The 12,904-nt window shown below is 45.6% G+C and carries 12 protein-coding genes; 6 read left to right on the top strand and 6 right to left on the bottom strand.

Translation table 11 applies throughout. From position 1 onward, the window contains the following. Window positions 1-68 precede the first annotated feature (68 nt). From B9Y67_RS09305 to B9Y67_RS09290, 5 genes are all read right to left on the bottom strand, one after another. Window positions 69-1,649, bottom strand: coding sequence for a M4 family metallopeptidase (locus B9Y67_RS09305; protein ID WP_176223944.1), 1,581 nt, complete (start codon window positions 1,647-1,649; stop codon window positions 69-71). After that, the gene (locus B9Y67_RS21005) at window positions 1,609-1,743 is read right to left on the bottom strand and encodes a hypothetical protein (protein ID WP_254901760.1); all 135 of its coding nucleotides are present in this window, start codon (window positions 1,741-1,743) and stop codon (window positions 1,609-1,611) included. The genes B9Y67_RS09305 and B9Y67_RS21005 overlap by 41 nt, the downstream gene beginning before the upstream one ends. 110 nt (window positions 1,744-1,853) lie before the next feature. Then, window positions 1,854-2,789 (bottom strand): PD-(D/E)XK nuclease family protein, encoded by a 936-nt coding sequence (locus B9Y67_RS09300; protein ID WP_085506432.1) that lies wholly within the window; start codon window positions 2,787-2,789, stop codon window positions 1,854-1,856. A gap of 301 nt (window positions 2,790-3,090) precedes the next feature. Beyond that, window positions 3,091-3,519: a BrxA/BrxB family bacilliredoxin gene (locus tag B9Y67_RS09295; protein WP_085506431.1), complete on the bottom strand. Its 429-nt coding sequence runs from the start codon at window positions 3,517-3,519 to the stop codon at window positions 3,091-3,093. Between the two features lie 59 nt (window positions 3,520-3,578). Then, window positions 3,579-4,727 (bottom strand): conserved virulence factor C family protein, encoded by a 1,149-nt coding sequence (locus B9Y67_RS09290; protein ID WP_085506430.1) that lies wholly within the window; start codon window positions 4,725-4,727, stop codon window positions 3,579-3,581. Between the two features lie 150 nt (window positions 4,728-4,877). Between B9Y67_RS09290 and thiD the strand changes: the two genes are divergently transcribed. The 3 genes from thiD to argH all read left to right on the top strand — a co-directional run bounded on the left by thiD (window position 4,878) and on the right by argH (window position 8,527). Further along, window positions 4,878-5,681, top strand: coding sequence for a bifunctional hydroxymethylpyrimidine kinase/phosphomethylpyrimidine kinase (gene thiD, locus B9Y67_RS09285; protein WP_085506429.1), 804 nt, complete (start codon window positions 4,878-4,880; stop codon window positions 5,679-5,681). A gap of 165 nt (window positions 5,682-5,846) precedes the next feature. Next, window positions 5,847-7,106 (top strand): argininosuccinate synthase, encoded by a 1,260-nt coding sequence (locus B9Y67_RS09280; protein ID WP_085506428.1) that lies wholly within the window; start codon window positions 5,847-5,849, stop codon window positions 7,104-7,106. Beyond that, the gene (gene argH / locus B9Y67_RS09275) at window positions 7,103-8,527 is read left to right on the top strand and encodes an argininosuccinate lyase (RefSeq protein WP_085506427.1); all 1,425 of its coding nucleotides are present in this window, start codon (window positions 7,103-7,105) and stop codon (window positions 8,525-8,527) included. Before B9Y67_RS09280 ends, argH begins: the two co-directional genes overlap by 4 nt. 259 nt (window positions 8,528-8,786) lie before the next feature. Here the strand turns inward: argH and B9Y67_RS09270 are convergent, their stop codons facing one another. Then, on the bottom strand, window positions 8,787-9,776 hold the full coding sequence (locus B9Y67_RS09270; protein ID WP_085506426.1) for an ABC transporter substrate-binding protein: 990 nt from the start codon (window positions 9,774-9,776) through the stop codon (window positions 8,787-8,789). 202 nt (window positions 9,777-9,978) lie between these two features. On the opposite strand from B9Y67_RS09270, the gene B9Y67_RS09265 reads away from it, so the two are divergent. The 3 genes from B9Y67_RS09265 to B9Y67_RS09255 are packed head-to-tail and all read left to right on the top strand — an operon-like array spanning window position 9,979 to window position 12,880. Beyond that, complete coding sequence (locus B9Y67_RS09265) at window positions 9,979-10,983, top strand: FecCD family ABC transporter permease (RefSeq protein ID WP_085506425.1); 1,005 nt, start codon at window positions 9,979-9,981, stop codon at window positions 10,981-10,983. Further along, window positions 10,980-12,035, top strand: coding sequence for a FecCD family ABC transporter permease (locus tag B9Y67_RS09260; protein WP_085506424.1), 1,056 nt, complete (start codon window positions 10,980-10,982; stop codon window positions 12,033-12,035). The genes B9Y67_RS09265 and B9Y67_RS09260 overlap by 4 nt, the downstream gene beginning before the upstream one ends. 14 nt (window positions 12,036-12,049) lie before the next feature. After that, window positions 12,050-12,880 (top strand): ABC transporter ATP-binding protein, encoded by an 831-nt coding sequence (locus B9Y67_RS09255; protein ID WP_085506423.1) that lies wholly within the window; start codon window positions 12,050-12,052, stop codon window positions 12,878-12,880. Window positions 12,881-12,904: the final 24 nt, after the last annotated feature.

The following is a 12,904-nucleotide window of genomic DNA, read 5'->3' as shown; positions in this document are numbered from 1 at the left end:
CTGTTAAAACTATAAGCAGTAATAAAGCCCTCCAAATTCTGGAGGGCTCCGGGGGAGATATCCTTGAACTATTCTGTAATACCTACCTGGTTCAATCCGTCTGCTGTAGCAAGTGCTTCTTCACTGGATTCACCGTATAGATCAACTGCAGATTGGATCAAAGCCTGTCTGGCCTGGCTGAAGTTAGTATCAGGTGTGAAGTAGACAGTCAGTGCTCTGTAATAGATTTGTCCGAGTTTTTCCTTCCCGATCTGTTCGCCTGTAAGGTAAGCGGCATGGTTGATGATGGAAGAGTTGATATGGACGCCGCCATTATCAAGGTTAAGCGGAAGGTCATAATATTCCTCCATATGAGAAGGGTACATGCCGCTGCCATCACCATATGGCACATAATCCGCCCCCACAGGGTATTTGCTCGGATCGCTCAGGCTGCGTAGAGATGTTCTGCCGGATTCCTTGGCGGCATCTGCCATGATATCCTCACCGACTTCCCAATCGTCTTCATCGACAAGTGCTCCGAATATATCTGCGAAAGCTTCATTCAAGGCACCAGACTGGTTGCGATATTTAAGACCGCCAGAGTGAGTGATGACCCCATGTGTCATTTCATGGGCAGCCACATCAAGACCGGCTGACAGTGGAATGAAAAATTCACCATCACCATCGCCATAAGTCATCTCACGTCCATTCCAGAAAGCGTTATTATAGTCTTCGCCAAAATGGACCTTGGATACGATGGCCATTCCTTCTCCATCAATCGAATTACGGTCATGCTCTTCTAAGTAGTATTCATATACTTTTTCAGAATTATAGTGGGCATCAACAGCAGGACGGTCGTAGTCATCCTTCCAGGCACTGCCTGTTTTGGAATGCACTTCACCAGTGCCTCCCCACTCGTTTGCCAGGTCATAGGTATGGATGCCATCTAAATTATTATGAGAATAATCGCTAAGGTAAAACTTTGTTCCTTCTCCATTTTTTTCATTCTTATGAGAGACGTGTAGTTTGCGGTGGTCATCGAGGACCCCCAAACCTGATCCCTCAGCTGGCAGGAAACCATCGGCATGCATCAAGGCATTGTATTGGTCGATTACTTCATTAGTCTGTGCATCCACATATACAAACCAATTCCCCGGTTTTTCACCCATAAAATTGACATTCACCTTATAGGCGAGATAGCTATCCCCTTCGAAAGGATAGATAACCAGCTCACTCGTTGGCTGATATTCCAGCTTTTCAGGGGCTTTCACCGCTTGTTTAGCAGCAGCTAACGCTTGAGATTGTGTGATAGAAGGATCGGTATTCATTTCAGCCTTATCCACAGCCGTATTGAACTCCCCGTTTACAGCAGTTACCGAATTATCCTTGTCAAAATGGACAATCACTTCGCTTCCTTCAACAGGGATGCCATTTTTGCTTTGTTGCATCCGGACATGGGTCATATCCAGTTCATCTTTTTCGGTCTTTTTTTCCAACAAGTTTGCTTTTGGGTTATTGATTTTATATTTATTTGTATTCTTTTCTAAGTGGTCAAGTGCTGCAGTTGCATTGCTGGCGTGCTGCTTTTCTGCCTGTTTTTCAATAACAAACAGAGGCTTGTTTCCGTTATCAAGGCCATGTTTTTGTGCGATAGCCTCTGTTGAACACATTGGTATGTACAGCTTCGGCAGGGAGAGGGGCAAACGTTCCGGCAAGCATGGTCGTCGATAATACGAGTGCTGGTAATAAACGTTTTTTCTTCAAAAAAATTCCTCCTCTAATGGTTTGATATCCATTATAAAAGAAAGGAGGCAGAAAAGTCAGAATATTACGCACTATATTTGTGGGATAATAGTCCTGTTTCTATTAATCTATTAGCCAAAGCATAATTCCTGGTAGTTACACCGGGCACACTTATGGTCTTCCTGGTATTTCGGGAACTGATCGATGGGTAAGGGCTCGTTTTTTTCTACATCGGCAAGATAACGGGACATTTCCTGGATACTCATCCCGAACAGGTTCTGTACATTGATCAAATCCGTTGCATTCAAGGCATGTTCTTTATGGTGGCCTTCCAGCAAATATTCATTTCGTATTATGATTTTATCTAAAGAATCTATCTGGTACCTTTGCTTCAGGTAAAGGGCATATAAAGCCAGCTGATTGCGGTCCTCTGCTGATGCTTTACCTGTTTTCCAATCGACGATCACCCATTTATCCTGGTTAATATCACGGTAGACAAGGTCCATAACGATATAAATTTTCACATCACCAATCATCATATAACGAAAGTCCTCCGAGGCGACAAAGCGAATATTTTCCGGAGTTTGGATATCGTGAAACGTTTGGCTCTTGAGGAAGTTATTCATCGCTGTACCCAGACGTGCCTGGATTTTAGCCGTTTTGTTGGGAGGAAGCTTATCCTGCTGGCTATAGTAGATTTCATGCAGCATCGTATAATGCTTCGGCTTGTCATGCCAAAGATGCTCCCGTCGTGTCGAGTCAATGAATCCCTGATTCATTTGTTGCCTGATCCGGTCAATCAGCTTTTGCTCGGATGGTATTTTCCTTGTCTTTAAGAAATGCTGGATAACTTGATAGATGGTATCGTGGACAATACTTCCGAACAGCATTTCCAGATTGGTCAGCTTTTTTAGACGGTAGGTATGACGTGCGAGGGAATCTGCATCACGAAGCCATCCGTTATGAGAGACGTAATAGTCGTAACCATATTTTCTCGGACATTCCATCAGTGTTTTGTGACGGGAAATGGACCAGGATAATTCCGGATGGGGTTTGACTTCAAACATACAATCACTCCGAATATGTAATGAGAGGGGCACAAAAGGCCCCTCTTTAGCGCATCAACTGCATGATGACAATATATACTCCTACCAGGAGCATTCCGATGGTACCTGGTCATATTGGGGGGAACTTCGGTTTGCCGCCGTTATTCCCTTTCTGACCATCATCGGATTTGGAAATTTGTCAGGAGCCCTGGTAACAATGTTTCTTGTCTTCTTTGCTCAAGAAAAACCCCTCCTCGTTATATACCTATTATGGTATATCGGGAGAGGGGTATTGTCAATTTGTATAGCTGCGTAAACTTGTTTAACAATGCTTGTCGTAAGCGTTGCTCAGGTTATCTACGATTTCTTCCACTTCAAAGTCTTCAATATCTTCACGTGGAATGAAGTGAACGACCTTGCCATCTTTCATCAGTGCCATGGAGGGAGAGGAAGGCTCTAACCCTTCAAAGTGTTCACGCATACGAGCTGTTGCTTCACGATCCTGGCCTGCAAAGACAGTAGCCAGGTGTTCTGGTGTTTTTTCGTAAGCCAGGGATTCACGGGCTGCCGGGCGGGCAAGCCCCGCTGCACATCCGCATACAGAGTTAACGACAACGAGTGCTGTGCCTTTAGTATTCGCTACGAATTCGTCTACTTCCTCTGGCGTGGTTAATTCTTTGAAACCAGCATTCGTCAATTCATCACGCATTGGCTGCGCCATTTGTTTCATATATTCTTCATAAGCATTCATATTAAATCCTCCTTTAAATAATTAACGTAGTTATACGATGGACCCCTACAGCGAAAAAATCAATTGTTTTTCCGGGCCTGGGTCATTTGGTGCCAGACGGAGCCTTTGGCTTCTTCGCCGCCTTTAATACGCTGCAGTGCCATTTTCGCCTGCATCCTTACTTCAAATTCCGGATCGTCAATAGCTTCTTCCAACTTAGTGATTGCTGTTTCGTCCCCGATTTCATATAAAAACATCGCCGCCCGCCACCGGACAAGTTTATTCGGATCAGAAAGGGAAGCGATCATTTCCGGCATGGCGTCTTTGAAACCTAAATCGGATAAACAGTCCCCGGCTGTTCTCCGGACGGTGACTGACTTGTCCTTCAACGCCTGGTATAGATAAGGGAGGACTTCCGGTTCTTCAATCATACCAAGGTAGGCGGTTGCCAGCCGGCGAATCGACCCTTTTTCATCATGCAGAGCTTTTTCCAGGACCGGCAAATCTTTAAAAGCAGGGTTCATACGGTCAAGTGCTGCATAACGTACTTTCCAATCGGAATCGTCAAGGCTTGCCAGAATATCCTCCTGGGTGGCCTTGCGAGGTTCAACGGGTTCTTCTGCTCCTTCTTCAAATGCTCGCTCAACCAGTGCCTCCAGTCGTTGTTCATCGTAGCTTGCAGCCAGTTCCTCGGCGACTTCCCGGCCAATTTCTTCCATATCGCCATAACGAGGATTCTGTTCGACCCACTTTCGTTCCATGACCATATTGGGAGAAGCGGGGGATGCTTTCATAGCTGCATTCATAAACATCTCCGGCAGCCCGACCCGCTTTTCTTCACTACCGTCATCAAGCTTAATCTGCATAGGGATGCCTCGGAACATTTGCACGAACACTTTCACTTCTCCGAAAGCATCTTCTGCTTGAGCAGGCTGCTGCTGCGTGTTTTCCTGATCACGATTTTCCTCTTTTGTTCCAAGCGCTTCCCTCACTTCAGGGAGGACATTTTCCCAGGAAGCGCGTGGGTTACGATCGAGTGCGATAAAATCCATGACATGGTAGAGACTTTTCACGCCATCGATAGCAAGGAGGTCTTTTATATGCTGGGGAGCCTGTTCCAGGTTATCCCCTTGTTTGTAATTATAGGTATCACCTGCTGGAAGCTCTTCATCCAGATTGATTTTCATTGAATTGGGACTCGGCGTCGGTTCAATCGACACGATTTTCATATGGTGGTCCCCCTTTTTCCTTTATTCTACTGATGATTTTAACAGAGATTTGCGCTGCTATCCATTCCCGCAGCCTGCAGCATCCCGATTGGTTTATTACAGGAGTCGTAGTATGATGATGAAAAAAAGAGAGAAGAAAGGATTTTCGCTATGACTATTGCCCGGACATTGACGATTGCAGGGTCAGCTGCACAAGGGAGTGCCGGTATCCAGGCAGACTTGAAGACTTTCCAGGAGCGGGAAGTATATGGCATGAGTGCCATCACTGCTATCGTTGCTAATAATGCTAAGACGGAACAGGGAATTTTCACCCAACCGCTTGAGGCGATTGAAGCACAGCTATACTCAGCATTTGAACATGTCGGGGTCGATGCTTTGAAAACCGGCATGCTGTTCACGCAAGAAATCATTGAACATGTATCTACTATAGTAACAAAAGAAAGGACAGGCCATATTGTCGTGGATCCGGTCATGATCGGTAAAATGGGGTCACAGTTATTGAGAGATGACGCGATTGTGAACATGAAAGAACGACTTTTCCCCCTTGCCGATATTATCACTCCTAACACAATGGAAGCGGCTAAGCTCTTAGAATGGAAGACGATTGATAATATCGAAGCGATGTACCAGGCAGCTAAAGAACTCCATCAGCTGGGCTCTCGTTATGTCCTAGTCAAAGGCGGTGCCCTCGCTGACTACCCGGCAGTTGATATCTTATATGACGGGAACCATTTCAAAGAATTTCGTTCGGAACGGATCAATACGATTCATACAAGCGGGGCCGGCTGCACTTATGCCGCCGCGATCACAGCCGAATTGGCAAAGGGTGAGGAGATGGAAGCGGCAGTAACCCTGGCAAAGTCGTTTGTAACTGAGGCAATTCGCCATGCATTGTCATTCGAACGGGGAATAGGATCAACAAACCACGCAGCCTACCGCAATAAAAAATTATAAAAGAAATAAAGCGCGCAAAAGCTTGTCACTGCGCGCTTTTTTTATGCCTTCAAAAACTTTTTTAAAAAATTCACGATAAACGGTTGAATTAATATACTTAATAATGCATAATAATTCATATCTTAAAAGAACGAGGAAAACAACAGCAAAGGGGAGCTGACTATAATGGAAAAACAAAAAGTAGTATTAGCGTATTCAGGTGGATTAGATACTTCGGTAGCGGTGAAATGGCTGCAGGATAAATACAACTATGACGTAATCGCTGTCGGTTTAGATATCGGAGAAGGGAAAGACCTTGATTTTGTAAAAGAAAAAGCGTTGAACGTTGGAGCGTTGAAATCTTATACCGTAGATGCAAAGGCATTGTTTGCAGAGGATTACCTGCTTCCAGCCTTGAAAGCAAATGTTATGTACGAAGGACAGTATCCGCTTGTATCTGCGTTATCCCGTCCATTGATCGCTAAAGTACTGGTAGAAATTGCGGAAAAAGAGGGAGCGGTAGCTGTCGCTCACGGTTGTACGGGAAAAGGGAACGACCAGGTAAGATTCGATGTCGCAATTACAGCATTGAACCCAGAATTGGAAATCGTAGCACCAGTAAGAGAATGGGCGATGTCACGAGATGAAGAGATCGCATATGCGAAAGAACATGGCATCCCGGTACCCGTCGATGTCGATAACCCTTACAGCATTGACCAGAACATGTGGGGAAGAAGTAACGAATGCGGCGTACTCGAAGATCCTTGGGCACAGCCGCCGGAAGAAGCTTACGATCTGACAACTTCACCGGAAAACGCACCAGATAAAGCGGAAGAATTGGAGATCACTTTTGTGAAAGGGATGCCTGTCGCTATTAATGACGAGACCCTTCCATTGGAAGAATTGATTTTGAAGCTGAATAACATCGCAGGGAAGCATGGCGTCGGACGTATCGACCACGTCGAGAACCGTCTTGTCGGGATTAAATCAAGAGAAATCTATGAAACTCCTGCTGCGACAACATTGATCACATCTCACCAGGCATTGGAATCCTTGACGCTTCCTCGTGAAGTGGCTCAGTTCAAGCCGATCGTTGAACAAAAATTCGCCCAAATGGTATATGAAGGTCTATGGTATTCGCCATTGATGGATGGCTTGAAAGCATTCATCGAAGAAACACAAACACATGTCTCCGGTGTCGTAAAGGTTAAATTGTATAAGGGGCAGGTGCAGGTAATCGGACGTAAATCTGAATACTCCCTTTATGACTTCAACCTGGCTACTTACAATCCGGATGACGCCTTTGATCATGAAGCGGCTCTTGGTTTCATCAAGCTTTGGGGACTCCCGACAAAAGTCCATTCATCAGTAACAAAGGGTGAAAAAATTACAGGAAGCTCTTTAGATAAAGTCAAATTAGATCTGAAAGAGGCGGTTAAGTCGTGACTAAATTATGGGGAGGTCGTTTCACGAAAGCGACCAATCAACTCGTAGAAGAATATACAGCATCGATCAACTTTGACCGGAAACTTGCCCGTTACGATATCATCGGCAGCATGGCTCATGTAGATATGCTCGCTTCCTGTGGGATTCTTACCCACCAGGAAGCGGCTATCATCATTGAAGGCCTGAATAAAGTTGATTATAAAATCGAGTGTGGCAAAGTGGAGCTGGATGTCGGACATGAAGACATCCACATGAACGTTGAACAGCTATTGAGCAAGGAAATCGGGCCGCTCAGCGGTAAGCTTCATACCGGGAGAAGCCGTAACGATCAGGTTGCACTTGATATGCGTCTCTATCTGCGTGAGGTAGTCGTCGATATGGTGGAGCAGCTTGTCCAATTGCAGCAAGCCTTGCTTACCCAGGCGAAAACCAATCTGGATACGATTCTTCCAGGATATACCCACCTGCAGCGGGCACAGCCTGTTTCGTTCGCTCATCATATGATGGCGTATGTCTTCATGTTCCAGCGTGATGTCGAACGTTTGCAGGACAGCTTCAAGCGGATCAACCAGATGCCACTTGGTGCTGGAGCCCTGGCAGGCACGACCTTCCCAATTGACCGTCAGCAGGTAGCCGACAAGCTGCAGTTCGACGGTCTATGCGAAAATAGTCTGGATGCCGTCAGTGACCGGGATTTTGTCATTGAATTCTTGGCGAATACATCAATGGTTTCCATGCATCTATCCCGGCTCTCGGAAGAGCTTGTCCAATGGTCAAGCACGGAATTCAACTTCATCGAGCTGGATGACGCGTTTTGTACCGGAAGCAGTATGATGCCGCAAAAGAAAAATCCCGATGTCCCGGAACTGGTCCGCGGGAAAACCGGACGGGTCTATGGCAACCTGATCGGTATGCTGACGACATTGAAGTCACTGCCGCTCGCTTACAACAAAGATATGCAGGAAGATAAAGAGGGGATGTTTGATACAGCTGAAACCTTGAAAGGAGCGTTAGCGTTGTTTGCTCCAATGATTGAAACGATGCATGTCAACAAAGAGGCGATGTACAAAGCGGTAGCGGAAGATTATTCCAATGCAACCGACCTTGCAGATTACCTGGTAGGGAAGAATGTACCGTTTCGTGAAGCTCATGCTGTAGTCGGCCAGGTAGTGCTGCATTGCATCAATAAAGGCTGTTATCTTCTCGACCTGTCATTGGAGGAGTTCCATCAATTCTCTGACGCTATTGAAGAAGATATCTATGAAGCTTTGACACCGGAGTCGGTAGTGGCAGCACGAAATGTGCCTGGAGGGCCGGCGAAGAACCGGGTACAGGAACAGTTTCTCAGTGCCGAACAGTCGATTACAGCCAGCTTGAGCTGGGTGCAGTCGCTGCAATCTGCCGTTAAATTGGATGGCTGACTGTGAAAAGATAGGTTGTCTAGTATTTAATTCGTTTGTCTAGTTCACTTCATAAAGTGTCTAGTAAAATTATTATTTTGTTTTATTAACCTTCAGGAATGTCTAGTATCGTTCTAAAAATGTCCAGTAACCTCATGCTGGTGTCTAGATTTGAAAAAGATTGTCTAGTAAAACCGCCCTGGCCGGCAGCATACGGCAGGGCGGTTTTATTGATATAAAGTAAGGCTGCCCTGAGGGGGGGCAGCCTTATTATTAGCAATTATTCTTCTTCATCCAGGAATACTTTTTCCAGGTCATCGACCATTTCATTGGCAGCGAGATATCCTCCTGCTGTATTCCAGATGGCATCACTTACTTCATGAACGTCTCCTGATTTCACAACTTCAAGATTCTTGAATAGCGGGTCGTTCAGCCACTCTTGCTGCATTTCTTCAGCTGCGCCATCACCTGTTTCGTATGCAAAATGGAACAGGACATCGCCCTCCATTGCTGGAATCCGCTCTTTTGTTGCTTTTTCCATGAAGTCTTCTGCTTGCTGGGATTCCGGCCGGTTAAAGCCGATTTGATCCAGGATGACACCGGAGAAGGAGTCTTTATGGTAAATACGGACATGATCCGGCATGAATCGTACAACTGATACTTCCTGATCCAGTTTGTCACCGGCCTGATCTGCGAAGTCTTCCAACCGCTGATCATATTCCTCAATCAACTGCTGACCTTCTTCTTCCTTATTCAACGCTTTGGAATAAGTCATAAAGTTTTCCTGCCATTCACCGCGCAGGGTTTCCGCAAAAACGGTCGGAGCGATTTCACTCAATTTATCGTAAATATCTTCCTGGCGCATTTTGTTACCGATAATCAAGTCAGGCTTCAAGGCCAGGATTTTTTCTATGTTTACATTTGACTCATCACCGACTACTTCGACACCTTCCATTTGGTCGCTGATATGGTCATACCAAGGATCACCCAGCCATGACTTCACAGCACCTACCGGCTGGACACCAAGTGCCAGTAAAGCTTCCGTACCTTCGTTTGTAAGTATCACGACACGTTCCGGCTTCTCTTCGATTGTAGTTTCGCCCATCGCATGTTCAATGGTATAAGGCTCGAAGTCCTCTGAATTGCCGCTATCATCATTATTTTGTTCTTGCTCATCAGAAGTATCTTCACTGGACGATCCTCCGCAAGCTGCTAATACAATAGATAATACCAACATTAAAATAAATGCGGGTAAGTATTTTTTACTCATAACTCCCACTCCCTAATTGATTATGATTATCATTCACAATTAGTAGCTTATATAAAATTTTCCCTTTAGTCAACTGAAATTTGAAATATTTTGTGACATAAATGAAAATGATTCTCAAAATCATTGACAGTAGCACATAGGTCAAATAGACTTGATAATGTAGAGAATTTACTAGTTTCTGTATAATGAGAGGATATAAATTATGGGGTTGAGGACAGCCGGGGCGAAATGGTCAGGTATTCTTGCCGGATTGTTGCTGCTGATTGTATTTCTTTGCTGCAGTATCGTATTAGGTTATACCGATGTGACACTAAAAGAAGCATACCAGGCATTTTTTCATTTTGAACAAACCAATACACATATCATTATAAAAGACGTCCGGCTGCCCAGGGCATTAATTGCCGCCGTAGTGGGGGCGTCCTTAGCAATTGCCGGAGTATTGATGCAGGCACTAACAAGGAACCCGCTTGCATCTCCCGGGATTTTCGGCATCAATGCAGGTGCTTCCTTGTTCGTTGTTCTCGCAGTCTCTTATTTTCAAGCCATTTCTCTCCAGGGAATGACTTGGATATCCTTTGCCGGGGCAGCAGTGGCTGCTGTCATCGTTTACGTGGTAGGCTCTGTTGGCCGGCAAGGTTTAACACCGGTACGGCTTACATTAGCTGGTGCTGCGATTGCCGCTTTATTTTCATCATTCACCCAGGGGATGCTTGTTTTGAATGAAAAAGCCCTGGATGAAGTGTTGTTCTGGCTTGCCGGATCCGTACAAGGAAGAAGCCTGGAGTATTTATCCTCCGTTTTTCCATATCTGGCAGCTGCATGGATTGGTGCACTGTTAATTTCCCGTCATATCAATATTTTGATTATGGGAGAGGATGTGGCCCAGGGTCTTGGTCAAAAAACCGGATGGATAAAAGCAGCCTCTGGTATTTTGATTGTACTGTTAGCGGGTGGAGCGGTTGCCATCGCCGGACCTATCGGGTTCATTGGCATCGTGGTTCCACACTTCGCGAGGTCGATTGTCGGGCAGGATCATCGCTGGGTGATTCCTTACGCAGGTATATTAGGAGCTATCTTATTATTGGCTGCCGATATTGCTGCCAGGTACGTCATTATGCCGGAGGAAGTTCCGGTCGGTGTCATGACTGCCATCATCGGAACGCCATTCTTTATCTACATTGCCCGTAAAGGATTGAAAAGCACATGAGCAGATATCGCGTATTTCGCACAAAAAATGATTGGATATCGTTTCTTTTCGATCCGAGGTCGATTATCGTAACCGCCCTGCTATTTATTGCTTTAGCTGCATTGTTTCTATTTTCAGCTGCTTTGGGTGAAATTTTTGTACACCCTTTGGATGTAATCAAAGTTTTAATCGGGCAGGGAAATGAAATAAATCAGATGGTCGTCAACTCTTTCCGAATGCCGAGAATTTTGACAGCACTTTTCGTAGGGGTTGCCTTATCTGTAAGCGGAGCAATTCTACAAGGAATGATTAGAAATCCGCTCGCTTCTCCAGACATTATCGGAATCACAGGTGGTGCAGGAGTTGCGGTTGTCGCTTTTCTGGCGATTTTCAGCAATGCTGACAATGCTTTGACAGTAAGTCTGCAATGGCTGCCTTTTGCTTCCTTCATCGGAGCGGTGGTGGTCGGATTTATGGTATACATTCTTGCCTATAAAAATGGCATTTCGCCCATGACGCTCGTTCTTATTGGGATTGGGATTTCATTATTAACACAAGCTTTGACGACAATGTTCATGATACTGGGACCGATCTTCCGGGCTTCTCAGGCTAATATATGGCTGACGGGAAGCGTGTATGGATCTAATTGGGCTGAAGTCAAAATTCTGGTCCCTGTCGTCCTTGTTTTGTTCGTATTATCGTTGATGGTAGCTAGAAGGATCAATGCGCAAGAGTTAGGAGAGGAAGCCGCGGCAGGTATCGGTGCCCATCTGCAACGGGACCGGTTGATTTTTCTCACATTATGTACGGCCATGACAGGAGCCGCAGTTGCCTTTGCTGGCGGGATCGGTTTCGTCGGTTTGATGGCGCCCCATATTGCCAGGCGTTTAGTTGGGTCTTCTTACGGCGCTTTAATACCTGTATCTGCACTAGTCGGTGCCATTGTTGTTTTAGGAGCGGACCTCGTGGGACGCACCATGTTTTCCCCGCTGGAAGTCCCTGCCGGAGTCTTTACGGCAGCGATCGGGGCGCCTTACTTCATCTTTTTGCTATATAAAAGCAAGCGGTCTTAAAAGGAGAGATTGATATGAAAACGCTGATTGCCAATGAATTGTCGCTAAGCTATGGAGAAGATCTTATTATCGATTCACTGGACATTTCCATACCAAAAGGGGAAGTGACGGTATTAATCGGAGGGAATGGCTGCGGGAAGTCCACCTTGCTCCGTTCCTTAGCCAGACTTCTGAAGCCGAAATCCGGGCATATTGTACTGGATAATAAAGACATCTCTAAGATGCGTACGAAAGAAGTGGCAAAAAAGATGGCTATCCTGCCGCAAAGCCCCGTTACTCCTGAAGGACTGACCGTGCTGCAATTGGTGAAGCAGGGGCGCTATCCCTACCAAAGTTGGGCGCGCCAATGGTCGAAGCAGGATGAGGAATCGGTACAGACGGCTTTAGAAGCCACTAACATGCTGGAGTTGAAGGACCGTTCGGTTGATTCTTTATCCGGCGGACAAAGACAGCGGGCATGGATCGCGATGACACTTGCTCAGAACACGGATACGCTGTTACTGGATGAACCTACGACCTATTTGGATATGACCCATCAAATTGAAATCCTGGACCTTTTATTTGATTTGAACCAGGAGCATGGACGTACCATTGTGATGGTGCTTCATGATATTAACCTTGCTTGTCGATATGCCGACCATATCGTGGCGTTGAAAGATAAAAAAGTATATGCGCAAGGAAAACCAGAAGAAATTGTTACATGTAAAATGGTGCAGGATGTTTTTGACATGACTTGCGATGTCAGAGAGGATCCATTGTTTGGTACACCAATGTGCATCCCGCATGGAAAAGGACGCTGCCTGATTAAAGCAGCTCAAAAGCAGACCCGTCAAATTTCGTCATAAACAAAAAATGCCCTGGGAGAATGT

The sequence above is a fragment of the Thalassobacillus devorans genome (assembly GCF_900176565.1).
GTDB lineage: Bacteria > Bacillota > Bacilli > Bacillales > Halobacillaceae > Thalassobacillus > Thalassobacillus devorans_A.
The sequence above is the reverse complement of the archived record's forward strand: the minus strand, read 5'-3'. Positions and strand labels throughout refer to the sequence as shown.